This window comes from Flavobacterium sp. GQ95, assembly GCF_059758655.1.
This window is the reverse complement of the sequence record NZ_JCAXEB010000010.1, coordinates 125,999-152,395: the sequence shown is the minus strand read 5'-3', so window position 1 is coordinate 152,395 and position 26,397 is coordinate 125,999. Positions and strand designations below refer to the sequence as shown.

The window sequence follows — 26,397 nt, the reverse complement described above, 5'->3', positions numbered from 1 at the left end:
TTCACTAATAAAAAATTATGTCTAAATTATATATCGTTCCAACGCCAATTGGCAATCTTGAAGACATGACTTTTCGTGCCATTCGCATTCTTAAAGAAGTCGATTTGATTTTGGCCGAAGATACCAGAACGAGTGGAAAACTGTTGAAGCATTTTGAAATTGGTACGCATATGCACAGCCATCACATGCACAACGAGCACAAAACAACCGAAAATTTAATTGCACGTTTGAAAGCCGGCGAAACTATCGCTCTGATTTCGGACGCGGGGACTCCGGCGATTTCTGATCCAGGTTTTTTATTGACACGTGCTTGTGTTGAAAATAAAATTGAAGTAGAATGTTTACCTGGCGCAACGGCTTTTGTTCCGGCTTTAGTAAACAGCGGACTACCAAATGATAAATTTGTTTTTGAAGGTTTTCTGCCTGATAAAAAAGGACGCCAGACTCGATTTTTGGCTTTAGCCGAAGAAACAAGGACCATGATTTTATACGTTTCTCCACACAAACTCGTTAAGACTTTAGCGGAGTTTATTCAATATTTTGGAGAAGACAGACAAGTTTGCGTTTCAAGGGAATTATCAAAAATGCATGAAGAAAATGTGAGAGGAACCGCAAGAGAAGTTTTAACCCATTTTGAAAAAACAGCGCCACGTGGCGAAATCGTAGTTGTGGTTGCAGGAAAAACAATAATAAAAGAACCTAAGAAAAGTAAGTTTTCTAAGGATGAAGAAGAGTAACTGTTACTATTCTTTAGTCAAAATATCATGAAACAATTATATCTAATTGGATTACTTTTTTTAATTAATTTTTGCTTTAGTCAAACAAAGCAACAACTGATTAATTCCATTATAAAAGTTAATTCAGTACATTCAGATTGTGTTGGTATTGCTTGCGAGAAATCAATACAATATCTGAATTTTCAAAAATTAAAAAATATATTATCTGAATCGGAACTTATAGAATTGACCGAAAGCGAAAATCCTGTTATTAGAACCTATGTAAGTATAGAAGCCATTAATACTAATAAAGTAGATGTTCGAAAACTATTTCGAAATGAACTAAATCGTAATCAATATGTTGAAACATTTGAAGGTTGTCAAATAGACAATGAACCAATTTCTTCAATAATCTATCATGAATATTGGAATAAAATAAGGATCAATGCTTTAGATGGAATTACTACTGAAAATGAACGAGAAATTGCTATGACAAAAGCGGTTAAAACTGACGTGATTATGAAAAAAATAGATAGTTTGGTTATCTATAGTGATAAAGATATTTATTGGTTTTTATATAGTAGATGTTTTCAAAACAGAGAATTTGAAGAAAGTTATTTAAACAGAATTGAAACGTTAGCATTGCAAAAAAACAATTTTTATGCTTTTGAATACCTTAAAAAAAATCATTCTGCGATTTACAGTGACAAATTAAACTATTATTTAGAAAATCAGTTTCCAAAAACTATATTCAAAACAGAAAACGAAATTTTCTATTTTCATTCTTTTATTGAATTACTTTTAGAACAGAGAAACAAAAAATACAATCAAATAGTAATTAACAAATTGAACAAAGACAAAAATTGGAAAAACCATTCAAGTTGGTTTTTGAATACTTTGGACAAATATCATATTTCATTATAAAAAATTACCAAAAAAGCATTAATATCATGATCATCCAAGCCTTTTTAGAAAAACTAAAACAAACACCAAACGAAATAACATTCCCTGAAACTATTGCAGTAATTGAGGAAAATTACAATTTTACACCAACTGCTTTCCAAAACGGAACACAAGAGAACGCTGCCGGAGAAAATTCAGGTTCTTGCAAATTATTTTCTTTCGCCAAATTGCAGAACTTAAACAAAGAAGAAACTTTAGCCTGTTTTGGTGCCTTTTATTTCGAAGAAGTTTTAAAAGATCCAAATGGAACTAACCACCAAAATATTAGAAACTTCATCAATTTAGGTTGGGACGGAATTAAGTTTGAAGGAAATGCACTTGAGTTAAAATAAAATATCATTACGTCTGTCAGGCTGAGCGGAGTCGAAGCCCTTTTATACTAATAAGAATCTCGACTCCGCTCGATTTGACAAACAATATTGTTGATTCAGAAATCTAAAATCAACACTCTAAAATCTAAAATCAACCATGCGTTGGACATTAAAACCAAAACCTTCTGAAGATAAAGTCAAACATTTGGCGCAGGCCTTAAATGTAGAAGATTTTGTAGCAACACTTTTGATTCAGCGTGGTATTGAAACTTTTGAAGATGCCAAAAATTTCTTTCGCCCATCCTTAGAACATCTTCATGATCCTTATCTGATGAAAGATATGGACAAAGCGGTTGCCCGAATCGAAGCGGCTATTGAAAATCAGGAAAACATTCTGGTTTTTGGCGATTACGATGTTGATGGAACGACAGCGGTTTCTTTAGTTTCATCTTATCTAAAATCCCATTATCCTAACATTGCCACTTATATTCCGGATCGTTATGACGAAGGTTACGGAATTTCATTTAAAGGAATTGACTTTGCCGATGATAACGGATTCTCTTTAATTATTGCACTTGACTGTGGAATTAAATCCATTGATCATATCGCCTACGCGAAAGCAAAAAACATCGACTTTATCATTTGCGATCACCACAGACCCGGAAATATTCTCCCAGATGCGGTCGCGATTTTAGATCCAAAAAGAGAAGACTGCTCCTACCCCTACGATGAATTGTGCGGTTGCGGCGTTGGTTTTAAATTGATTCAGGCTTTAGGTCAAAATCGAAATGAAACCATCGAAGATCTGGTTCCGTATCTTGATTTAGTGGCTACTGCGATTGCGGCAGATATTGTTCCGATAACGGGCGAAAACCGGGTTTTGGCTTACTTCGGGTTACAGGTAATCAACAGCGATCCGAGACCGGGAATTAAAGCTTTGGTGCATCAGGTAAAAAAGAAAGTTTTAGATATTACAGATGTTGTTTTCATCATTTCTCCAAGAATAAACGCGGCAGGAAGAATCAAACATGGCAATCATGCAGTTGAATTATTAACCGAATTTGATTTTGAACAGGCACAGCAATTTGCTTCAGAAATCGAACAATATAATGCCGACCGAAAAGATTTAGATAAAAAAATCACCAAAGAAGCTTTTCAGCAAATTATAGAAAATCAGGAAGAAGAGCGTTTTTCAACCGTTGTTTTTCAGGAAGACTGGCACAAAGGCGTTATCGGAATTGTGGCTTCAAGATTAATCGAAACCTATTACCGTCCCACTTTGGTTTTCACTAAAAGCGGTGATAAATATGCAGCTTCGGCAAGATCTGTAAAAGGATTTGATGTTTACAATGCTTTGGATGCCTGCGCTCACCATTTGGAACAATTTGGAGGCCATATGTATGCTGCCGGAATGACTTTGAAAGCTGAAAATTACCCGATTTTTAAAGAAGCTTTTGAGAAATGTGTTCAAGAAACTATTTTACCCGAAATGCGAACTCCGGAAATCGAAATCGACGCCGAAATTAATTTTTCAGACATCACGCCCAAATTAATTCGAATTTTAAAGCAATTCGAACCTTTTGGCCCATTGAATATGACGCCGGTTTTTATGACTACGGAGGTAAAAGATACTGGTTATGCTAAAACCCTGGGTTCAGAAGATGAGCATTTAAGGCTTTTCGCGAAGCAGTATAACTCAGAAGGAATTGCCGCAATTGGCTTTGGACTAGGAAAAAAATTAGGCCTTACAAAAAATCAAAATACTTTTCAGCTGGCTTATACTATTGCTGAAAACGAGTGGAACGGAAATGTTTCAACTCAACTTATGTTAAAAGATATCAGAACAAATGAAAAATAAAGAAAAGAAAAACGACCCGTATCAGGCACTGCGTTTTAGAGAATTTAATATGTTTTTATTATTGCGTTTTGCAATGGTTTTTGCCTGGTCAATGCAGTTTATTGTGATTGAATGGGAAGTTTACAGCATAACTAAGAACCCGCTTTCACTTGGAATCATTGGTTTGATGGAAGTAATTCCAGCTGTTTCAATGGCCTTATTTGCCGGACATATTGTCGACCAAAGGGAGAAAAAAGGAATGTTGGTATGGTGTATTTTAGGATTTTCAATCATCAGTTTCGGATTATTTTTATTGACCTGGCCTGCAGTTGTAGGCGATGCATCGTCTGATCTCATTTTATATTCGATTTACTTTTTAGTATTTCTGGGCGGATTGGTTCGTGCGTTTTTAGGACCAACTATTTTCTCCCTTTTATCTTTAATTGTACCTAAAAAAGCTTATCCAAATGCTGCCACCTGGAGTAGTTCGGTTTGGCAAATTGGCGCTGTTTTAGGACCAGCGGTTGCAGGATTTTCAATCAATTGGATAGGAGTTCACTGGTCGATGTGTCTTGTTGTTGGTTTTTCTGTTTCGGCCTTACTTGCTTTAACTCAAATTAGTAAAAAACCAATTTTAAATCCTAAGATTGGTGAACCGGTTATGGAAAGTTTAAAAGAAGGAATCAAATTTGTTTTCAATAATAAAACTATTTTGGGAGTTCTTTCTCTAGATATGGTGGCTGTTCTTTTTGGAGGAGCCGTGGCTTTATTACCAGTTTTTGCACAGGATATTTTAAAAGTCGGCCCTGAAGGTTTTGGAGTTTTAAGGGCAGCTCCGGCAATTGGCGCTTTTATTACGATGCTGATTTCAGCTTACGTTCCGTTATACAAAAAAGCCGGAATGAAACTTTTAATTGCTATTTTCATCTTCGGACTTTGTATTATTGTTTTTGGAGTTTCAACCATTTTCTGGCTATCTGTTGTGGCGCTGTTTTTAAGCGGAGTTGCTGATGGAATTTCAGTAGTGATTCGCCAAACGATTTTACAACTCAAAACTCCGGATCATATGCGCGGACGTGTTGCTGCAGTAAACTCTATGTTCGTGGGCTCATCAAACGAATTAGGCGCTTTTGAAAGCGGTTTAACAGCAAAATTAATGGGAACGGTGACTTCTGTAGTTTTTGGAGGAAGTATGACCTTATTAACTGTTTTAGGCTTCGGAGTTGCATCTCCTACTTTTAGAAATTTAGATCTTCAAAAAGATATGGAAGAGCATCAAAATATGGAATAATGAAAAAATTATTATTGGCTTTCATTTTTACAATATCTCTTTTTGCAAGCGGACAGAATCTCTACATCAAAACATACGGAAACAAAAAAGAGAAAGCCCTAATTTTTATTCATGGAGGTCCAAGCGGAAACTCCACTTTATTTGAAAGTACAACGGCACAAAAATTAGTTAATTTGGGATTTTACGTAATTGTTTACGACCGAAGAGGCGAAGGAAGATCTGCGGATCCTGAAGCTAAAATCACCTATGCAGAAGCTTTTGAAGATTTAAATGCGATTTACAAAAAATACAGCCTCAAAAAAGCCACCCTTATGGCGCACAGTTTTGGCGGTCTGGTTGCGACACTTTATACCGAGAAATATCCGCAAAACGTAAGTAACCTCATCATGGTTGGAGCCTTATTCTCGCAACAGGAAACGTACGATCATATTTTAAATTCGGTTACAAAAATTGCAACAACCAAAAAAGACACAACTCAGTTATCGAAAATAAAGGCAATCGAAAAGCTAAGTAAAAATTCTGCTGAATATCGAAAAGCTTGTTTTGATCTGGCAAGTGAAAATAATTATTTCAAAATGCCCAATCCAACGGAAGCTTCAAAAAAACTGTACAGTGATTATGAAGCGAGTGATTTCTTCAAAACGAATATTCGAAACAAAAACGCTCCGTTGCTTTTCTACAAAAATGAAAAGCAAAACAATATTGACAGCAGACCAGCTTTAAATAAAATAAAGAAAAACGGAATTCCTATTTATGCTGTTTACGGAAAAGAAGATGGTGTTTTTTCATCGGCACAAATCAATTCTATAAAAGGTATAGCGGGACAAAATCATTTTGTTTTACTTCAAAATTGCTCACACTACCTGTTTGTCGATCAACAAGATCAATTTCTTCAAAGTATTAAAAAGTGGCTTGAATAAATTCCCATTTAAAACAATATCTATAATAAAATTTATAACAAATTATTAAATGAAATCAATTTATTTATACTGTTTAAATTCAAATCACTGAAAATGTTAAACTTATGAATAAAGTAGTTTTCAGCCAGCAATTTCTAACATGATACATAGCCAATAAATTTTAAGCATTTTTTCCACCATCTAAGGTTATATCACCTTTCACAATCTATATTAAATGATCTTATATCACTTATATGGTGAAATAATTTTCTCCAAATTTTATGAATTTCTATTTAGAATTAATATAAATAATATTTATATTTGTTGAAATAATGGATCGCAATGAGAGAAATAGAACAATTATACCACAACAATTTTGGAATTGCCTTTTACTGGAAAAAGGAAAACGAAACCATTACAGACAAAGTACAATTGGTTTTTAAAGAAACCGGTTTCTATTTTACGGTTCAGGAACTCAATTATTTTTGTGATTTGATCGAAGACAGCATGATCGAAAATGCCTGTTGTGAAGCTTGCGAACTAAAAAACTCCTGTCATAAATTTCTACTCAAAACACCTTGTGCTCAAATTGATTTAGCCGTTTCCATTAAAGAATTAAAATCGATTAAAGATTTGGTTGAAGGTTCTTTATTCCGAATTGAACTGGATGAATATGTCTACGGAGTTGGAATGAATTAAGAAACATTCTAAATATTTTAACTACATTTTTTTCATATTTTAAATATATTTTGATTTTCTTCAAAAAAAAGTATATTTACGTTAATGAAAAAATCAAGGATTCTTTTTGCCATTGCGGTTTTAGCGGTTTTCTTATCCAACTGCACGAACAAATCTGATGAATATATTGACCCACGCGGAACCGATTATGCGGGATCCGAAAGTTGTATTCAATGTCATCAGACTCAATACGACATGGCTTTAAAAAGTTCGCACTTCAAAGCAACTGCTCCCGCTCTCTTAGGAAATGTTTTGGGTGATTTCGATAAAGGAAATCATACTTTCATTTACGACAAAAACACCAAATTAGTCATAGAAAAACGCAACGACAGCCTGTATCAGGTTTTATACAAAAATGGAAAAGAAGTTGAAGCACATCGTTTTGATATTGTTTTTGGAACGAAACATGCCCAAACATCTGTTTATTGGCGAGACGGCAACACTTACGAATTACCCATTTCTTATTATCACTCCATAAAAGGTTGGGCCACAAGTCCGGGATTTCCCGCTGACAAACCCTATTTTGACCGAATGGTAGTTAAAGATTGTTATTCATGTCATGCTTCAAATGCGAGCAGCCGGACCGTTCAGCAAAATTCTGCCGAGAAAAATGTAATGTCGATGGATGTTGAAGATATAATTGATCCCAAAACTATAATTTATGGGATTGATTGCGAGCGTTGTCACGGGCCGGCCAAGCAACACGCCGAATTTCACCTAAAAAATCCAAACGTAAAAGTTGCCAATAGCATCACCAGTTTTAAAAACTTAAACAGACAACAAAAATTAGACGCCTGTGCCCTTTGCCATGGCGGAAATGACGGAATGAAAATGAAATCCCGTTTTGATTTTAAACCCGGAAATAATCTTTCAGACTTTTACAGAAGCACAAGAAGCATTACAGATACAGCCACGTTTGACGTTCACGGAAATCAATTTCGTTTGATGACGCAAAGTAAATGTTTCATCAACAGCGAAAAAATGGATTGCATTACCTGTCATAATCCACATGAGAATGCTTCTAAAAACTTAGCTTCTTACTCTAAAATTTGCATGAGTTGTCACCAAAACGGTATAAAACATTCCGATAAAACGCTTAAAACAATGTCGGGAAGTTTATTGGCGAGTAATTGTGTAGAATGTCATATGCCGAAAAAATCATCGGGTGCGATTAAATTTCAGCTTTCTGATAGTAAACAATTATCGAATTATATTTTGAGAACACACAAAATCGGAATCTATCCGGCCAAATAAAGTTTACTTTTCGAATTTCTTCAATTCGAAAGTTTCGCCGTCAAAAACACCATAAGTAAAATAACCAATCCAGTCGCCCAGATTTACATATTTGGATTCTTCTCCAACCGGAATAATCATCGGTAAATGACGATGTCCGAAAATAAAGTAATTATAATGTTTGGTTTCGAGTTTACGTTTGGCGTATAAAACCAGCCATTCGTTTTCTTCCCCTAAAAATTTTACATCTTCATCACCCGAAATCAGTTTATTTTTAACCGATAAATATTGCGCTAAACTAACACCAACATCCGGATGCAACCAACGAAAAAGCCATTTTGAAAACGGATTTGTAAATACCTTTTTCATTCGTTTATAGCCTTTATCACCAGGTCCTTTTCCGTCGCCATGACCAATTAAAAACGTTTTTCCGTTAAAAGTAAATTCTTTGTTATCATGATAAACCGGAATATTCAATTCGGTTTCAAAATAATCATTCATCCATAAATCATGATTTCCCACGAAAAAATAAATCGGAATTCCGCTGTCGCGAATCTCAGCCAGTTTGCCTAAAATACGCACAAAACCCTTCGGAACAACAGTTTTATATTCGAACCAAAAATCAAATAAATCACCCAATAAAAAAATAGCTTCTGCATCTTCTTTTACCTCATCCAGCCAGGCCACGAATTTCTTTTCACGCGGTAAACTAGACTCCGGAGTTGGAGCACCAAAATGCTGATCAGAAGCGAAATATATTTTTTTCATTTAGATTTTTAGATTGTTAGACTTCTTAGATTTTAAGACTTCTTAGATTTCTGGTTGGGAAACTTTTGACTTTGGACTTTGGACTTTCGACTAGTTGTCGGAAGCGTACCATTCTGCAAACGACGATTCTGTTTCCTGAAGTTTAAGGGAGAATAATGTAATTCCGGCAGGAAGTCTTGCGATGATTCTTTTAGAAAAATCAACCACCATGTTTTCACTAGTTGGTTGGTAATCTACTAAAATTACATGATGCCCACGGTTTTTCAATTCATTTGCCAATTCGATATGCGGCGTCGTTTCATTAAAAACGGTTGCATGATCAAACTGATCGACGATTTCTTCTTTAACAATTTTCTTTAGATCCGAAAAATCAATTACCATTCCGAATTTCACATTCGACCGGTCTGTAATTGGCGAACCAATAACCGTTACCGATAATTTATAACTGTGCCCGTGAACGTTTTTGCATTTTCCGTCGTACCCGTACAAAGCGTGTCCGGTTTCGAAGTTAAATTGTTTTGTAATTCTGATATTACTCATCGATTTGAATTTTAGGTTGCAAATTTACGAATTAATAACCGTTTAAATAATAAATTCCAAATAAAGAAAAATCCCAAATTCCAACCTGAACCACAATGAGATCATTCTAATAAGTAATTTATTTTGAAGTAAAATTTGTTTAAACACATAGAAACATAGGTTTTATACTTTGTAAAGAGGAAACTAAAAAAAGCTCGCTTTTTACACATAGCATAAAATATCTTAAAAGATTAATCACTTTAATCTGTGCAATCTGTGGCAAAAAATTTAAGCACATAGAAACATAGATTCTATGCTTTGAAAAAAGAAAATTGAAAAAGCTAGCTTTCACACATAGCTATGTGTCTTAATACAAGTGAAACGCCTCTTTTCAACACAATCCAACCTATGTCTCTATGTGTTTAAAACTATTCGCATTGTATTACTTTTTAAACTGCGTCAAAGCCTCTCTGGCAAAATCAGACAACACCAATTTCCCGGTAATGGCAGCACGTTCTATCAATATCGATTCCCATTGCTCAGTTCCTTCCCAAATGATTTTCTTCATTTCGAATAAAGCTTCCGGATTGTACGAACTCAGTTTTTGAGCAAAATTCTCCACCGCAGCATCCAGTTCATCTGCATTATGAAGCGATGCATAAAGTCCTTTTTCCAAAGCCCATGTTGCCGATTTCCAATCGGTTGCAGCCAACGTCATTTCGGTCATCGCTGTTTTACCAATTTTACGCGAAACAGCCGGCTCGATCACAAACGGACCAATTCCGATCGCCAGTTCCGATAATTTTATGGCGCTTTCAGTTGTAGCCAAAACATAATCGCAGGTTGCAATAATGCCAACGCCGCCACCGACAGCTTTTCCCTGAACGCGGCCCACGATCAATTTAGAACAGTTTCGCATGGCGTTTAACAAATGCGCAAAACCAGAGAAAAATTCTGTTCCCTGTTCTTCATTTTCCACTTGCAAAAGTTCATCAAACGAAGCGCCGGAACAAAAAGCTTTTGAACCTTCGCTTTGCAAAACAATTACCGAAACTGCTTCATTTCGGCTTAACTCATTAATTTCCAATGTCAACCGATTCAACAATTCACGTGGAAAAGAATTACTAGCCGGATGACCAAATTGCACCGTTGCCACAGCATTATGAAAACTTGTATATAAAGAACCGTTTTGAATTTCTGCACTCATAAAAATAGATTTGAACGTAAAGTTACGGTTTTGAAAAATAATTTCACCCGAAGCCTTTTGAAATTTGTTTTTTGCCAATTAATTGACTTTATTTGCTAACGCTTTGGGGGATTAGCTCATTTGGCTAGAGTGCTTGCCTGGCAGGCAAGAGGTGACCGGTTCGAATCCGGTATTCTCCACAAAAAACCGTATTACTTTATTGTGATACGGTTTTTTTATTTCAGACTCAAAAAAATAGTTTTCACAAGAAACTCATTATCAAATGGAAGAAGACAAAGAAGACATCAAAAGCTTTCTTACTATAATTCAGGCAACTATTCTCACTGTCCTAATTACTACAGTCTATTTTATACTTGTAACTTTAAAAAATTACACTATAACGATTGGTTTTTTCTTCGATGGTTTTGTAATTATGAGTCTATTTTACACTTCAATTGCAAGTTTTATATTCTCAGCGATTTTTTATTATCTATACAAGAATGCATCGATGCTGCTTTATCTAGTTCTATTCTTCTTCAGCTTTTGGGCGTTAATTTTCATCTTGCAAAATTACGGTGGAAGAAAATACGACAACAAAATTCCTGATATCATGGATGGTGTCTCCGAATCTATTACCATTTTTCTAATCAAAATTATTTTTATTGCTATACTTTCAAATTTCATAGTGATTCTAAAAAATTGGTATTTCAGCAAAGAATTAGATTCTTCAGAAGATTTAGAACTTTAATATCTAATTTTCTTTAAATATTCAGGAGCAGAAGTTTAGTTTTCAAAAGACCACCTGTCCGCTATCCCTTCCAATCTTTTGCGTCCGCCACGGCGGACACAAAAGATTGGAAGGGATAGCGGGGCTAGATTAGAAGTTTTGTTTTTATAAGATGTTTGAGTTGGGTTGTGGATTTAGTTTGTGGGCACGGATTGCAAATCGGCGCTATCGGGCGGGTTGGACTTTATAACAATATTTTTTGACGAATTTAATAGACAAGATTTTCTCTATCTAAATACCAAGTTTTAATTTTACTTTAATTATTAGTGATTTTTTTAGATGAAATATTTTCTCCATTTTCTTCTTTGTATAATTTTTCTAATTCACGCAACTTTTTTTTAGATTTCAAGTTTTTTTCATAAAATTCAATTTGCTGATCAGCCGTAGTACTTACATTAAAAGGGATTTCTAAAGATGATAAAAAAGACACCATCTGGTCTCTATTTGTTTTATCACCAATTGTATTGTAAAAACCTATAATTCTCGGTGTAATTTTTAAATCTTTATTCTCAGATGTATAAACTAAAGCCCTTATCGAAGAAATCGCCATTAAAGCATTTTGAATTGATGTTGGATTTATATCACTTGGAAGAGGGAGATTCACAGATTTACCACTTATACCCATAGATTGTATAACTAAACTTCCTTTAAAGCTTGAAGAGTTATAATTACCTGACAGACCAAAAATACCATTAACATCTAAATTTGAGGTTGTAGCAATAAAAGTTGCTTGAATTCTTAATCCAATACCTTCATAAATTGGAATAGAATTTATTTTTACTCTTGATCTATTATTAACATATTTATCATATAATTCAATCTCTCCAGAATCGTTTTCAGAAATTAATTGAGGAAGCGTTGTGTATTTAATCCAATCTAAAATTACTACATACTTTTTCCCTTCTATTGTGCCACCAATAGGACCGAAAGTTACAGTTCCATTTTTATTATAAATACCTGTAGCTACCAGAATGGTTTCATCAGATAAAGCGTTTAAATAATCGCTATTTGTAATATTAAAATATCCGTCAAAATTATTTACTTTGACAGGCATTGGATCAATAGGTACATAACCGAAATTTTTTATTGTATCCATTACGGCATTTTCAATTGTATTATCCGTTTTTTTTCCAACACTAACAAGTGGCCCTTTTGGTGCGCAAGAAATTAAGCTAAAAACAATTAGAATAATTATTGTAAAGTTTTTCATATCTAAAATTTTATAAGTTAATTTATAGGCAATAATGATGTGATTTATTTTAATCTCTATTCTTCGAAGAAATGAATTATTTTAATATTTTCTATAATTCTTATAAAGTTTAAATCATCTTAATAATTAACATTACAGAAGTTGTTATCATGAAAAATGATTGATAGCTGATAACAAAAACTCTATTCAAAGGTATCTATTTATTAAAAATTAAAAACAAGTATATGTACCTGATTTTTAAAAAGTTAAAAACAAATGATTTTAAAAATTTTTCGATTACAAATTGCAAATTCCCTGCTTCTCAATCTTTTCTGCCGAACCGGCACAATAAGGATTTCCAGTTCTATCGGGGTTAGATTAGAAAGTTTTTATTTTTATTAGATATTTGAGTTGGGTTGTAGATTTACTTTTAGGCTCTCAACCCATCGTTTAGGCTCTATCATGATATTTTTACCCTATATGGCTACATTTTATACGTTCGCCACGACAAATTTGACGTCATCAACGTATACGTTTAGGTTTAGAACCTAAAGTTTTACTCTGTCGTATCTAAAATTTTAGGTTCCTGACGTAAAGATTTCATGACAGAAACCCAACACTTTATGATAGAACCTAAACGGGTTGACTTAAGTACTTAAATAAGAAATCCCGAAATTTTAGTTTCGGGATTTCTTTAGATTGTGTATTTAATTACTCTGCAGCGATTATAAATTCAGCCTAGTTAGTTTGTAATACAATCTTTTATAAAATGTTCTCAGCATATTTACTAAAACTATAACACACAGTCTGAAAATCACATTGTAGTTCCTTTGATAACAGTTTAAAATGTTTTGATTCTAAATTATTATTTTTAAAAAAGAAAATATTTTCTCCCTCGAAGTGATCTAAGCATGTTACCATTAAATTTTTAGAATAAGATTTAGAATAAAGATTATCACAACTTATAGCATAATTCAGATCATCAATATCAAGAAAGTTTTTTTTAAATTCACCCTGATATTCATTCAATAAATTTGTTTCATCTTCCGTATTAATCAATTCAAAATTAGCATGTGTCACTTTAAATGGACCAGCTCCATGACGAGTTTGATAAGATCGTGTAACATACCATATTTCAATAGAACAATTTAATTTTTGTCTATTAATCATTTCAATTGCATTTCTTGATGTTGTGTTACTTTTTGTAATGTGAGGTTTTTGTCCGTAAGTTTGATCAAGTAAAATGCCCTGTGCGCCTTCAAATATGTAGGTTGACCAATCATTTTGAAAAATATCACTCTCATAAACAGGAACTACTATTCTATTATCTATCAATACTTTTAGTTTTTGTATCGCTTTTATAAAATTTTCCTCCTCAACTTCATGATCAAATGAATCGAAATCATAGGAAGTATCTAAATTAACTTTCTTCCTATAATATTTTCTAATAAGTTGCAGCTTTTCAAACAAAACATGAGCATCAAATAAATCCTTAAATAAAAGAGAATTCGAAGACTTTTCCCTGTTTATCGTTGCTCCAAATCCAAGACCACAACTACCCGCTCGATTCTCATCAAGTGTAGTTTCTAATGTTCTATTATACAAAACATCGTAATGAGTTGTTATAGGACAGTTATAATCAACATAAATTTTAGCATTATATTCTAAGGTCAATAATTCTTCCAGAAATAATACGGGAGAAAATGTACAATAACTAGACCAATAGGTAGGTATACCTCTAAGAGTTCCAGAACCAAAGTTCGAAAATATATGTTTTTCTCCAGTTTTAGTTACTACACAATGACCTGCTTGATGCCCTCCATTAAATCTAATAACTATAGGATTATTATTCTTCAAACACAAATAATCTGTTGTTATACCTTTTCCTTCGTCACCAAAACCTAAGCCAATTACTATTATTGCTTTATTTTTTACCATGAGGCTTTGTAAACTGCGGTTGAAAAATCTTCTATAATTTCGCAATCACTTCCAACAAACATTGTTAAATCAACTCTATTCATGTTTTCTGAAAATAAAATAATTTTCTTATTAAGAGCTCTTGCATAACCAATTTCAAATAACGTTCCAGCATCGTTACCAGTAAGCACAGCCAATAATGTATCACAATTTGAAATATTCTGAAGATCTAATTTTGCTACATCCTTAATTTCTGAGATGCTGCAATTATCATCCAAAACTCCAGCATCATGATAAGGAGAAAACACTTCATTTCCAAATTCAATTAAAGCGATTCTAAATTCATTTATTAAAAAACGCTGTCCAAACGAAAAAAAAGGGCCTGCTAAATATATTAATTTATTAGGTTTTGGTTTTTCTAATTCTATATAAGATTCTTTTTCTAGTACTAAAGGAAATTGTGGTGATTCACAAAATTGAGATACATATTTTGAGGCTTGATATGCGGAATCGAATGAACTATTTTTTTCAATTATCCATTTCCAAGCAAAAACAGCTGAAAATATATCTCCGGTACCAATTGGCCAAACACTTTTTGTCTCAAAAACAGGGATTTCTTTAACAAGACCATCCTCAAACACCAAAGCGCCTTGTGGTCCATTTTTAATAACAACAACTTCAGCTTTTTCAGTTTTCAACAAGCTATGACCAATTTCTATAAGATCAGAACTATCACTTTCACTTAGTGCAAGAGCTTCTTTTTTATTAAGTATTAATGCTAAATGTTTTGCAGTCGATTCAGTTTCTTTAAAACTCTTATGGTTTTGGGGATCATAAACTAAATAATCTGCTGAAACTTTGACTTTAGCTTCGATCATTCCATAATACAAAACATTCTCTGCAGTAATATCCTGAAGCTGAACAATATTATTATTAAGATTAAGTGGAACTGGCGGTGATAAAGGATGATAATAATCAAATTCAACTGTTCGATTTAATATAAAAAAATCACAATTAAAATTAAATAATTTCGCTTTATATTGAGCAATTTTTTCATCATCGCAACCAACACAACTATTAAATAATATAGAAAAATCTTTGCCCGATAATGCAATTGCAGCACGTAAACCGGAACCATATAATTCTTTGTATTGTGGTTCAATACAACTTTCAACATATGTGCCTCCAATTATATTTAGCATATTTACTTAATTAATGATCTTACACGCACTTCACAACTAGAAGGAGTAATACTTACAACCGTTGCTTTAAAAGAAAAACCTTTTTTCATGCATTCTATAAGCTTTACAACATCTAATGAAGTTATCGAACCACAAACACCATGCTGCCCAGTTACTACAACTGTTCCAAAAGACTCCGTTACTATCAAAGCATCATCTATTGCATAATTAATTACAGCTGGCTGAATCATTTGCAACTTAGTTAAAAAATTAACTTTACCACATTCATCACCATCAGTTCTCTTTCCTCCACTAGATAATCCTCTAGAATAACTTGATCCACCACCACTTCCTCCCATAATTATATTTTTTTAGTTTATAATTGATTTTTAATCACTTTTTTTCTTGATTTTCTTTTAATATCCAAAATTGAAATAGGCGATGTTTTAATGATTTTAAGTAGCTCATTGACCCAAATACGACCATCTGTATTTTTCCATCTACCGAATCCAACTTCTACATTTTTTTCCATATAAATAAGAACTGCTCCATCACAATCAAATCTTTTTACAAATTCTTTTAAAACTTGTTCGTCAGTTAAATTCTCGATGGTTAAAGTTATATTTCTTTCCTTATTCATAAATTATTATTTAATGTTGTGAAAAATGATATTATTAAAAATAGTGAACTCAAATGTAGAGCTTTGATTTATAGCTTAATTACGGAAAACCATATTATTCAAAAATACTATTTATTTATTTTTAAAAATTACGTATTAATACCTGTTTATTGATAATATACATTTCTTTTATAATAGATTCACCCCCGACAAACATAGATTTTCAATCTGTAATCTCAAAGTAATTATTCTAAATTAAAAATTATCGATACGAAGTAATAACTTTTTACAAATCCAACTTTGCGTCTTCATGACTTTACGAGATTTTTTAACCATACTTTTAGCTTTCTTCTCTTCAGCCAAAATTCTTGCATGTTGCCTATTTATTTGTAACGCCCAAACAAAAGAAATAAACCAGAAAAGCACTGTCCATGCGGTGAGGAGGTTAAAAACAAATAAGTATTTGCTGTTTTTTTATTCCAGGACATAATCGTTGGTATAAAATAAACAAATAACATGACTGTTCCTGCCATTACTTTTTCAATAGTAATTTTATTTCTTTCGCAAAGAATTCCACTTAACATCACACTTCTTCTTTTATATATTTTCTATAATACTTAAAAAAGTACACAGGAAAAAATGCCAAAAAAACAGGGACATACATCGCGCCAAAAGATTCATCAAAGTCTAATGGATCAATAATTATAAAAATAAAGTAGACGAAAATTGGAAATATATAATACATTCTTTTTTCGTTCTCTTTATCGAAATAAATAAACAAAGACGAAACAAAAACAATTGCGTAAAAAAACAGATTAACCATAAACACAATAATTTCTCCTTGGTTTCTCACAGGATCTCCCTGAAAATGAAAATTGGTAAAGAATACTAATAAAATAAAACCGGTAATTAAATCTGAAATCAAAAACGTTCCCCATCTAGCGGACACATAAATAAAACCAATTAAAAAAGCAAACTCAAAAAAATATGTTAGCATGTTTTTATTTTTTATCAGGTTTATGAACTTATAAATAAACAAAACTTTGTCGAGCTTCTAATGTGATCCTTCCTTCGTCAGGATGACAAGATTGTGGCAACTTTGTCGAGCTACTTGCGGGGATTTCTCCTTCGTCGAAATGACAAGATTGCGGTAAAGCTTGATGGCTTTGCGCTCTTCGCGTATCCCGATAGCTATCGGGATAGCGCACATTGCGGTTAAAAAAAAACTTAGTGCCTTAGCGCCTTCGTGGCAAAAACCCCTTACTTAATCAAAAACCCTAATCGAATTGATCCATAAAAATAACCTGAATTCGTATTCGTTTCAGGATCTTTCAATTCACGGCCGCGGTACAGAAAAGAATACGAAATATTGAAATTGTTGTGGCGGTATTTCAAACCAAATTCGGCGTTGAAACGAAGCGGTTCCAACTCAAAAGTCACCGGACTGGTGTCGCTGAACATGCTGCCTTCAATGGTAGCATCGTAAAATTGGTAATTGACGCTTGGCATCGCATAAAAGTAAAATTCCCTCACATCAATTTGCGGTTGAGCACTTACAGAAGCGTCGTGCAAATTAGAATCATAAACAGGAAGTAATTTCTTAAAACCAATTCGGGCTAAAAACCCTGTAGAAACCCCATCAAAAATTGTCCCCAAATTCGCTTCTGACTGAAAATGAAGATCTACAAAATCGTTATGTTTATTCGGAAATAATTTCTTCGAATACAATGCGTGTGCCTGTACAGCAAGTGCATTATGAAGTTGATTTTCCCAGCCATACACTTTTTTATAACCAATAACATGATGAAAACTTTCCTGAGTTTCACGGCCAAAAGCATTCGGCCCCATATAACCCAATTGAAAATCAGTCTTTAAAACCGATTCGCTTTGGTAGAAAAAACTGCGTCCGGCTTCGGCAAAAAGATAACCAGTGAAGGGACGATCGTTAATATCAACAGCCGTTTCATTAATAAATCTCGGATTGTAAATGTATTGTCCAACACGAAATTCGGTAATCTTTTTATTGATTTTTTCGTTTTCGTTTTTGGAAAGATATCTGAAGAAAAGCTCTAAACCGTTCGTATAATACATATCGTTTTTAGACGAAGTGTATAAATCATTATCCGTAATAAAACCAAATTCTTTTGTTTTTGCCTGTCCAAAACCTAAAACTGTTGTCAATAGGAAAAGCGCAAGAAAGGCGTTTCTATTTCCCATTATAATTTATTTTTCCAACAGCACGCATTTCACGAACAATTCGTTCTTTGCGTCGATTGATATAACTTGAAGAACCTGTTGCTTTAAATTTTCTTGGATTTGGTAATATTGCTGCAATTCCGGCGGCCTGCATTTGTGTTAAGCTCGAAGCGTCGCGACGGTACCAATGTTCTGTTGCGGCATAAGCACCGTAAACGCCATCGCCCATTTCAATACTATTCAGGTAAACTTCCATGATGCGTTGTTTCCCCCAGATAATTTCGATTAAAACGGTAAAATAAGCTTCTAAACCTTTTCGGAAATAACTTTTCCCCTGCCATAAAAAAACGTTTTTGGCCGTTTGTTGCGAAATCGTACTTCCACCACGAATTCGGCGTCCGCGTTCGTTGCTTTTATAGGCTTTTTGAAGTGCCTTGAAATCGAAACCGTTGTGATATAAAAAAGTTCCGTCTTCACTGGCGATAACTGCTTTCTGCAAATTCATCGAAATTTTCTCAATCGGTTCCCAATCGTGATCAAAATAAACTTCTTTTCCTCCTAATTTATTTTCGATAGCACGAATCACCATTAACGGCGTAAAAGGTACCGGCACATATTTAAAAATGATGACTGATCCGATCGAAAGTCCGAAAAACCATAAAAACAGTTTTATAAAAAACCATTTTACTTTCTCGCCAAACGTGCGATTGGTTTTCTTTTTCGCTGCTGGCTTTGGTTTGCTTGCGGTTGTTTTTTTTGGTGCTGGTTTTTTGGTTGCTGCCATTATATTAAATCTGCTAATTCTGTTCCTATTAAACTGCCTATTGCTACGCCCATTCCGCCTAAACGCACTCCACAAAACACGTTTTCAGACAATTGCGAAACAACAGGATTTTTACTGTTCCCTACTCCCATAATCCCGCTCCAACGATGCGCGATCTGGAAATCCTGATTTGGTAAAATTACATTTTTCAGCAACTCTTCCAATTTATTTTGTACAATTTTCGTTTGACCGAATTCGGTTGTGTTTTCTGCTTCAAAATCTAAGTTTCGGCCTCCCCCAAGTAAGATTCTGTCACCAATATTTCTGAAATAATAATATCCGCGATCCAGATGAAAAGTGCCCCGAATATCTAAATTTTGAATTGGTTCCGTAATTAAAACCTGCGCTCTTGCCGGCTGGACTGCTCCCTTTGTTAACGTATTAGCAAAGCCATTTGTTGCGAACAATATTTTTTTGGAAGTAAAACTAAAATCGTTCAATGCGATTTGAACCTGATTTCCTAAATCTGAATATCCTGTTACCGTTTGCTGATTCAAAATTAAAATATCAGCAGCAACGGCTTGTTTCAGCAATTCCTGCATCATATTTCCCGTATCGATCTGCGCTTCAAACGGATTAAAAATTAAATATTCCTGAATGTTTTCAAAACCAAATCGGTCTATCTCTTTGCTAAAAACATCAGCCTTAAAAAGTGGTTTTAAAATTTCATTGATAAAAGGCAATCTCGAAATACATTCTCCAAAACCAAGATCATCTTCTTTCAAAAACAATTCATATCCGCCGTGAGGTTTAAAATCTATTGCAGCATCTCCCAATCTTTTTCGGAGCAACTGCAGACCTTTCCATCTTTTTTCAATCAAATTAATAACATCTTCTTCTGAATGTGTTTTGAGATCTTCCATAATTTCAGAAAGGCTTCCGAAACAGGCAAAACCGGCATTTTTAGTACTGGCGCCTTGTGGCAACATTCCTCTTTCTAAAACCAGAATTTTCGCCGTTGGGAATCTTTCGCGTAAGCGTAATGCGGCATGCAAACCTACGATTCCACTGCCCACAATCGTATAGTCCACATTCGTAAACCAGTTTTTAAGTTCCCAGTAACTTAATTCCATTTTCCAAATTTTTATAAAAATAATGATTTTTTTTTCACCATATAAGTAATATAAGTTCATTTAATTTTATTGCCTAATTCTTTGTCAGGCTAAGGACATAGAAGTTTCGAAAGAAATTCTAATCTGTTGGTTTTCTTAATTAAATGAGCTTATATTACTTATATGGTTCAAATTATTTTAACATTTACTTGCTAAAATATATTTGTACTTTTAGCCCCACGAATATTAGAATTTTATTATGAAAAAAGTATTATTTACAACCTTAATAATGATGAGTTTAAACGCTATCGGACAGAATGTAATGTCACCAGAATTGTTATGGAAATTAGGAAGAGTGATCGCACTTGGACTTTCGAAAGATGAAAAAAATGTTGTTTTTAAAGTTTCTACTCCCTCAGTAGAAGAAAACAAATCGTCTTCAAAATTTTACACATTGCCAGTAAATGGTGGAATTGCAACAGAAATTAAAGACACTAAAGCTGTTTTAGCCGACAAAAATATTTCGCCTGACGGAAAATTTTTAGTGTACAATGAAGAAGTTAAACTGGAAAAGGTTTTAGGAAAAGATTTTTATCCAAGCCTTACCAAATCAGATGTTCAAATTTATGATGGTTTAGATTATCGTCATTGGGATACCTGGAACGAAGGGAAATTCAACCACGTTTTTTATAAAGAAAACAAAGAAGGTACAACCGGAATTGACATCTTAAAAGGTGAAAACTTCGATTCTCCTCAAAAACCTTTTGGTGGTGACGAAGATTACATCTGGTCTCCAGACGGAAAAAGTATTTTATACGTTTGCAAGAAAAAAGCAGGAACTGATTATGCAATTTCTACAAACACCAATATTTATGAGTATAATTTAGAGACTCAAAAAACAACCAACAGAACTGAAGATAATTTAGGATACGATACCGCTCCACAATTTTCTCCAACAGGAAATTTAACCTGGCTGCAAATGAAGCGTGATGGTTACGAAGCTGATAAAAACGACATTATTGTTGAATTTAAAGGAATCAAAACGAACTTAACTGCTAATTGGGACGGAACTGTAGATAATTTTATCTGGAGTAAAGATGGTAAAAACGTTTATTTTGTAGCACCAGTTGACGGTACAAAACAACTTTTTGTGGTAAACTTTCCGGGATTGACAAGAATTGCCATTCAGGTTCGCCAGATTACAAATGGTGATTTTGACGTAAATGATTTAGTAGGTTTCGCTGGAGATGATATCATCGTAACCAGAAATGACATGAATCATGCACCGGAAATTTATTCTTACAATTTGAAGAAAAACAGCTGGAAACAACTTTCAAATGTAAATACAGATACATACAAAACTTTAGCTTTAAGCAAAACAGAAAAACGTTATGTTACAACAACTGACGGTAAAAAAATGTTGGTTTGGGTAATTTTACCTCCAAATTTTGATGCAACAAAAAAATATCCAACTTTGTTATTCTGCCAGGGCGGACCACAAAGTGCATTAACACAATCCTATTCTTTCCGTTGGAATTTCTCCTTAATGGCTGCTAAAGGTTATGTAGTTGTTGCACCAAACCGTCGCGGTATGCCTGGGCACGGAGTTGAATGGAATGAGAAAATCAGTAAAGATTGGGGCGGACAAGTTATGGACGATTACCTTTCTGCGATTGATGATGTTGCCAAAGAAAGCTATGTTGACAAAAGCCGTTTAGGTTGCGTTGGTGCAAGTTACGGTGGATATTCCGTGTTTTATTTAGCCGGAATTCACAATAATCGTTTCAAAACTTTTATTGCGCACGATGGCGTTTTCAATACCGTAAGTATGTTAGGAACGACCGAAGAAGTTTTCTTTAACAACTGGGATTTTGGTGGTGCTTATTGGGAAAAAGACAATGCTGTAGCTCAAAAATCATACACGACTTTTAATCCTGCAACTATGGTTGAGAAGTGGAACAAACCTATCTTAATCTTCCAGGGAGGAAAAGATTTCCGTGTGCCAATTGGACAAGGACAAGAAGCTTTTCAGGCTGCACAATTAAGAGGAATCAAAAGCCGATTTGTTTATTTCCCGGATGAAAACCACTGGGTATTGCATCCTCAAAATGCTCAGGTTTGGCAAGGTGAATTTTTTAAATGGCTGAACGAAACGCTATAATTTAAGAATAAGAAATATTTAATAGCCGCAGATTTATATAATCTGTGGCTATTTTATTTTCAGAACTTTGAATTTATGTAACACTTTTGATTTCATTTCTCTTTTTAAAACAGAATTTTTTGAATAAATTGCAGGGAATTCGATTTTAAAAAACTTCCAAATCCCTAGAATAATAACATGGAGAGCAAAAAAAGTTACACAGCCATTAAAGTGCTTTTCAGCTATGTTGCATTACTGGCTTTGGTTGTTACAGTTGGATGGTTTTTATATTCTGAAAATGTGGTTTATAACAAACTGGAAGATAAAATTGCCTTCGAAAAAACCAAGATTCTAAGAGTCAGCAAATTATTTTCGAACGTATATAAAACTGAAAGTTTAGCCCGAAAAACAATTCAGACGAACTCTGAAAGTGACTTTAAAAGTTATCTTACTGAAACCGATTCTTTACGCTCCCGAATTGACACTTTAAAACAGATCGTAACTACACAATATCAAAAAACGTTGCTGGACAGCGTTAATTATTATTTATCTGAAAAAACTAAAAACATTCAGCAGTTAAAAGCGATAAAAAACAAAGCTGACGATGAAGTTTCGGTAAATACTGCTATTGATGAAATTACCAAAATGGAGTTTAAACTCCGAAAATTAGAGCTTCAGGATTTTACTAAAAGCCCAAATCAGCTTGGAAGTTACCAGCGAAATGTACTTCAGAAATATGTTGATTATCTCAATCAGAATATTCCGGATGACAGCACCAATACGTTAAGCAAACAGGCTTCTGATTCTATCCTGGCCAATTCGAAAAAGCTTTTGAGCAATGTAAAACTTAAGGCAGAAAAGAAAAAAGAATCACTGAATTTTGAGGAAAATAAATTGCTTAAAAATGAAATCGCCATCTCTGAGCAACTTCGAAAAGTACTTAGAATTATTGAACGCGAGATTATTATCAATTCAATTAAAAACAATTCCTTAAAAGAAAAATCACTTAAAAAAGTCAACGAAATAGTAACGGCTTCGGCTATTATTGGTTTGATATTGACTTTATTTTTCTCGATTTTAATTGTAAGCGATTATTCGAAATCGCAAGTCTATAAAAGACAGCTCGAAATTGCGAATTTCAAAACCAAGAATTTACTGAAAAGCCGCGAGCAACTGATTTCGACCGTAAGTCATGATTTAAAAACACCTTTAAGTACCATTGTAGGTTATTCGGAGCTTTTAGGGAATTCTGATGTGAATACGAAGCAGTCTTATTTTATTAAAAATATCAAAAATTCTTCTGAATATATTACGCAGCTGGTTCAGGATTTGTTGGATTTTTCTCAAATTGAAGCAGGGAAAATTACGATTGAAAAAGTACCTTTTTCATTACCTGAAATTATTGATGAAGTAGCCAAAAGCATTCAGACCGTTTACAAACAAAAAAATATCGAGCTTGTTATTAATGTTGATGACAAACTGAATACTAAAATTGTAGGAGACCCGTTTCGATTGAAACAAATCTTAAGCAATATTATTGGAAATGCTTATAAATTTACGGAAGAAGGTTTTATCAGAATCGGTGCTTTTATTGCCGAAAATGATCAGTTTTTTACGATTATAATTGAAGATAGCGGAATTGGAATTGAAAAAGAAAATCAGAAATTAGTTTTTGAAGAATTTGCTCAGGCCAATGAAGGTATCGAAAAAAAATACGGCGGAACAGGTTTAGGATTGTCAATCTGCCAAAAAATAATTTCTATTTTAGGAGGAACTTTACAGCTTGAAAGTACTTTCGGTAAAGGAAGTACCTTTGAAATACAACTTCCATTGTTATTTGACACCAGTAATACTACTATTTCCGAAACAAAGAAACCAATCGTTCGCAATACTAAAAAACAGACTTTCATTGTGATTGATGACGATATCAATCTGCTCAATTTAACAAGCGGTGTTTTAAGACAGGAAAACCATCAGGTATTGTCTTTCAACAGTGCAATTAAAGCTTTGGAAGCAATTCAGAAAACGAATTTTGATTTTATCATAACTGATATTCAAATGCCGGAAATGGATGGTTTCATGTTTCTTCAAAAACTTAAGAATACTTCTATTTACAAAAATCAACCGGTAATAGCTTTAACCGGAAGAACTGATTTAGCTCCGTCTGTATATGCAGAAGCCGGTTTTACAACTGTGGTTAAAAAACCGTATTCACCAAAAATATTATTGGAAACCATTCATCTTATTTTAGAAAATGATACTTTACCTGTGGTTGACATTAATGACAACGAAGAAAAAATAGCTGCAAAATCATATTCCTTAGAAACCCTAAAAGACTTTCTGGGAAATGATAAAAATGCCTTAAATGAAGTTTTAAAATCATTTATAGAAAGCACCAATGAAAATCTGGTGTTTTTAGAAACTGCAATTGAAGAAGAAAATGTCCCGGAAATAAATGCGATTGCACATCGAATTGCGCCAATGTTTAATCAAATTGAAGCGTATGAAATTGGCGGGATACTAAAAGTATTAGATAAAAATGATTTTGAAATTTCTGATTTAAAAGACATTTTTAAGGCCTTAAAAGCTAAAACTGAATCACTTTTTAAAGCGCTACAAAAAGAAATTGTTTAATCGATGTTGTATTGCTTTAATTTATTATAAAGTGTCTTTCTGGTAATTTTAAGCAGTTTTGCTGCTTCCGATTTGTTATTTTGAGTTCTTGAAAGTGCATGAATAATAGTTTCCTTTTCATTTTCAGACAATGAAAAAGTTTCATTAGTATTTTGCTGATTGTTTTTTTGAACCTGAAAAAACTCGGCTGGCAAAACATCGCTTTCAATAAAATTTCCTCTGGTAAGAAGTGTGGCACGTTTTACGCAGTTTTGCAGCTCACGTAAATTCCCAGGCCAATTGTATTTTTGAAAAATAGCAACAACTTCAGGCGAAAATCCAATTATTTCTTTATTCAGCTGATTATTGGCTTTTTCCAGAAAATATTCGGCAAAAACCATTAAATCTTCTTCCCTGTCTTTTAATGAAGGCGAAAGAATCGAGAATTCATTGATTCTATGGTATAAATCTTCTCTAAAATCGCCATTTTTTACTGCCTCACGTAAATCTTCATTTGTAGCAGTTATGATGCGGATATCGACGTTAATTTCTTTATTGCTTCCAACAGGCTTAATTTTTCTTTCCTGAAGTGCTCTCAATAACTGTATTTGATTTTCATAAGAAAGATTTCCTATTTCATCTAAAAACAAAGTTCCGCCATTTGCTGCTTCAAAATACCCCATCTTGTCGCTGATTGCTCCTGTGAAAGATCCTTTTAAATGTCCGAAAAATTCACTTGCAGCTAATTCTTTTGGAATTGCGCCACAATCTACTGCAATAAAATTATTGTTTTTTCTGGTGCTTTGCTGGTGAATGCTTTTGGCAATGATTTCTTTTCCTGTTCCGCTTTCTCCAATAATCAAAACCGACATATCCGTTGGGCTCACCAAATGAATGTGATCTAATAATTTTTTGGAAGCGACAGAAATACCTCTGACGAATTCATTTTCAGATGAAGTAGCTTCTTTCTTTTTCGGAGCTTTTATTTCTTTCCTAAGAACTTCTTCTTCTGTTTCAGAATTTTTTAAAGCATTTGTAATGACCAATAAAACCTCATCAGGATTAAAAGGTTTTGAAATATAATCGGCTGCACCATTTTTTATGGCTTTAACCGCAGTATTTACATCTGAATATCCCGTCATAAGAATCACAGGGATTTCAGGGTTTGAAGTTTTAAATTCAGACATCAGTCCTATGCCGTCGGAATCGGGCAAGCGCAGGTCTGTCAGAATCAAATCGAAAGATTCTTTCTTCATTGCCAATCGGGCTTCTTCTGCCGAGAAAGCAACGGTTACGTCGTATGCTTTCTTTATTAGAAATTTCTCTAATAATTTGCAAAACGAAATATCATCTTCTATCAGTAATATCTTTGACATCTGTTTTTAGGGTCTTTTTTGCTAAAATAATACTATTAAACTT

The 26,397-nt window shown here is 33.7% G+C and carries 24 protein-coding genes and 1 tRNA gene; 12 read left to right on the top strand and 13 right to left on the bottom strand.

Annotated elements, in window-relative coordinates; translation table 11 throughout:
- Positions 1-17 precede the first annotated feature (17 nt).
- The 8 genes from rsmI (at position 18) to AC6CH4_RS18910 (ending at position 8,009) form a co-directional block, all read left to right on the top strand.
- A complete protein-coding gene (rsmI, locus tag AC6CH4_RS18945) occupies positions 18-737 on the top strand; it encodes a 16S rRNA (cytidine(1402)-2'-O)-methyltransferase (RefSeq protein ID WP_026983559.1) in 720 nt (239 codons plus the stop codon).
- 27 nt (positions 738-764) lie between these two features.
- Positions 765-1,640 carry a hypothetical protein gene (locus AC6CH4_RS18940; protein ID WP_498105712.1) on the top strand — a complete coding sequence of 292 codons (876 nt, stop codon included), beginning with the start codon at positions 765-767 and terminating at the stop codon, positions 1,638-1,640.
- Between the two features lie 26 nt (positions 1,641-1,666).
- Positions 1,667-2,011 (top strand): HopJ type III effector protein, encoded by a 345-nt coding sequence (locus AC6CH4_RS18935; RefSeq protein WP_498105710.1) that lies wholly within the window; start codon positions 1,667-1,669, stop codon positions 2,009-2,011.
- 136 nt (positions 2,012-2,147) lie between these two features.
- Positions 2,148-3,848 carry a single-stranded-DNA-specific exonuclease RecJ gene (recJ, locus tag AC6CH4_RS18930; protein WP_498105708.1) on the top strand — a complete coding sequence of 567 codons (1,701 nt, stop codon included), beginning with the start codon at positions 2,148-2,150 and terminating at the stop codon, positions 3,846-3,848.
- Positions 3,838-5,118: an MFS transporter gene (locus AC6CH4_RS18925; protein ID WP_498105706.1), complete on the top strand. Its 1,281-nt coding sequence runs from the start codon at positions 3,838-3,840 to the stop codon at positions 5,116-5,118. Before recJ ends, AC6CH4_RS18925 begins: the two co-directional genes overlap by 11 nt.
- Positions 5,118-6,038, top strand: a complete 921-nt coding sequence (locus AC6CH4_RS18920) for an alpha/beta fold hydrolase (protein WP_498105704.1) — start codon at positions 5,118-5,120, stop codon at positions 6,036-6,038. The genes AC6CH4_RS18925 and AC6CH4_RS18920 overlap by 1 nt, the downstream gene beginning before the upstream one ends.
- 321 nt (positions 6,039-6,359) lie before the next feature.
- On the top strand, positions 6,360-6,716 hold the full coding sequence (locus AC6CH4_RS18915; RefSeq protein ID WP_056187127.1) for a hypothetical protein: 357 nt from the start codon (positions 6,360-6,362) through the stop codon (positions 6,714-6,716).
- Positions 6,717-6,800: 84 nt separating this feature from the next.
- Complete coding sequence (locus tag AC6CH4_RS18910; protein WP_498105702.1) at positions 6,801-8,009, top strand: cytochrome c3 family protein; 1,209 nt, start codon at positions 6,801-6,803, stop codon at positions 8,007-8,009.
- A gap of 3 nt (positions 8,010-8,012) precedes the next feature.
- Here the strand turns inward: AC6CH4_RS18910 and AC6CH4_RS18905 are convergent, their stop codons facing one another.
- From AC6CH4_RS18905 to AC6CH4_RS18895, 3 genes are all read right to left on the bottom strand, one after another.
- The gene (locus AC6CH4_RS18905; RefSeq protein WP_026983567.1) at positions 8,013-8,756 is read right to left on the bottom strand and encodes a UDP-2,3-diacylglucosamine diphosphatase; all 744 of its coding nucleotides are present in this window, start codon (positions 8,754-8,756) and stop codon (positions 8,013-8,015) included.
- A 90-nt stretch (positions 8,757-8,846) separates the two neighbouring features.
- Positions 8,847-9,296 (bottom strand): 6-pyruvoyl trahydropterin synthase family protein, encoded by a 450-nt coding sequence (locus AC6CH4_RS18900; protein WP_498105700.1) that lies wholly within the window; start codon positions 9,294-9,296, stop codon positions 8,847-8,849.
- A gap of 421 nt (positions 9,297-9,717) precedes the next feature.
- On the bottom strand, positions 9,718-10,482 hold the full coding sequence (locus AC6CH4_RS18895) for an enoyl-CoA hydratase/isomerase family protein (RefSeq protein WP_498105698.1): 765 nt from the start codon (positions 10,480-10,482) through the stop codon (positions 9,718-9,720).
- 105 nt (positions 10,483-10,587) lie between these two features.
- On the opposite strand from AC6CH4_RS18895, the gene AC6CH4_RS18890 reads away from it, so the two are divergent.
- Positions 10,588-10,661, top strand: a tRNA-Ala gene (locus AC6CH4_RS18890).
- 83 nt (positions 10,662-10,744) lie between these two features.
- Positions 10,745-11,209: a hypothetical protein gene (locus tag AC6CH4_RS18885; RefSeq protein ID WP_498105696.1), complete on the top strand. Its 465-nt coding sequence runs from the start codon at positions 10,745-10,747 to the stop codon at positions 11,207-11,209.
- A 295-nt stretch (positions 11,210-11,504) separates the two neighbouring features.
- Here the strand turns inward: AC6CH4_RS18885 and AC6CH4_RS18880 are convergent, their stop codons facing one another.
- From AC6CH4_RS18880 to AC6CH4_RS18840, 9 genes are all read right to left on the bottom strand, one after another.
- On the bottom strand, positions 11,505-12,458 hold the full coding sequence (locus AC6CH4_RS18880; protein ID WP_498105694.1) for a hypothetical protein: 954 nt from the start codon (positions 12,456-12,458) through the stop codon (positions 11,505-11,507).
- Between the two features lie 741 nt (positions 12,459-13,199).
- Positions 13,200-14,375, bottom strand: coding sequence for an adenylosuccinate synthetase (locus AC6CH4_RS18875; protein ID WP_498105692.1), 1,176 nt, complete (start codon positions 14,373-14,375; stop codon positions 13,200-13,202).
- Entirely contained in the window at positions 14,369-15,556 is a 1,188-nt protein-coding gene (locus tag AC6CH4_RS18870) for a PfkB family carbohydrate kinase (RefSeq protein ID WP_498105690.1), read from the bottom strand. Before AC6CH4_RS18870 ends, AC6CH4_RS18875 begins: the two co-directional genes overlap by 7 nt.
- Positions 15,557-15,558: 2 nt before the next feature.
- Positions 15,559-15,894: a hypothetical protein gene (locus tag AC6CH4_RS18865; RefSeq protein ID WP_498105688.1), complete on the bottom strand. Its 336-nt coding sequence runs from the start codon at positions 15,892-15,894 to the stop codon at positions 15,559-15,561.
- A gap of 17 nt (positions 15,895-15,911) precedes the next feature.
- Entirely contained in the window at positions 15,912-16,175 is a 264-nt protein-coding gene (locus AC6CH4_RS18860; protein ID WP_498105686.1) for a hypothetical protein, read from the bottom strand.
- Positions 16,176-16,737: 562 nt separating this feature from the next.
- A complete protein-coding gene (locus AC6CH4_RS18855; RefSeq protein ID WP_498105684.1) occupies positions 16,738-17,151 on the bottom strand; it encodes a hypothetical protein in 414 nt (137 codons plus the stop codon).
- 263 nt (positions 17,152-17,414) lie between these two features.
- On the bottom strand, positions 17,415-18,371 hold the full coding sequence (locus AC6CH4_RS18850) for a lipid A deacylase LpxR family protein (protein WP_498105682.1): 957 nt from the start codon (positions 18,369-18,371) through the stop codon (positions 17,415-17,417).
- Entirely contained in the window at positions 18,361-19,134 is a 774-nt protein-coding gene (mtgA, locus tag AC6CH4_RS18845; protein ID WP_498105680.1) for a monofunctional biosynthetic peptidoglycan transglycosylase, read from the bottom strand. Before mtgA ends, AC6CH4_RS18850 begins: the two co-directional genes overlap by 11 nt.
- Entirely contained in the window at positions 19,134-20,246 is a 1,113-nt protein-coding gene (locus AC6CH4_RS18840; RefSeq protein ID WP_498105678.1) for an NAD(P)/FAD-dependent oxidoreductase, read from the bottom strand. Before AC6CH4_RS18840 ends, mtgA begins: the two co-directional genes overlap by 1 nt.
- 238 nt (positions 20,247-20,484) lie before the next feature.
- On the opposite strand from AC6CH4_RS18840, the gene AC6CH4_RS18835 reads away from it, so the two are divergent.
- Both AC6CH4_RS18835 and AC6CH4_RS18830 read left to right on the top strand, forming a co-directional pair.
- Complete coding sequence (locus AC6CH4_RS18835; RefSeq protein ID WP_498105676.1) at positions 20,485-22,386, top strand: S9 family peptidase; 1,902 nt, start codon at positions 20,485-20,487, stop codon at positions 22,384-22,386.
- A 177-nt stretch (positions 22,387-22,563) separates the two neighbouring features.
- Positions 22,564-24,999, top strand: coding sequence for an ATP-binding response regulator (locus tag AC6CH4_RS18830; RefSeq protein ID WP_498105674.1), 2,436 nt, complete (start codon positions 22,564-22,566; stop codon positions 24,997-24,999).
- On the opposite strand, the gene AC6CH4_RS18825 is transcribed toward AC6CH4_RS18830, so the two are convergent.
- Entirely contained in the window at positions 24,996-26,354 is a 1,359-nt protein-coding gene (locus AC6CH4_RS18825) for a sigma-54-dependent transcriptional regulator (RefSeq protein WP_498105672.1), read from the bottom strand. The two genes, AC6CH4_RS18830 and AC6CH4_RS18825, sit on opposite strands and share 4 nt — an antisense overlap.
- Between the last annotated feature and the right edge of the window lie 43 nt (positions 26,355-26,397).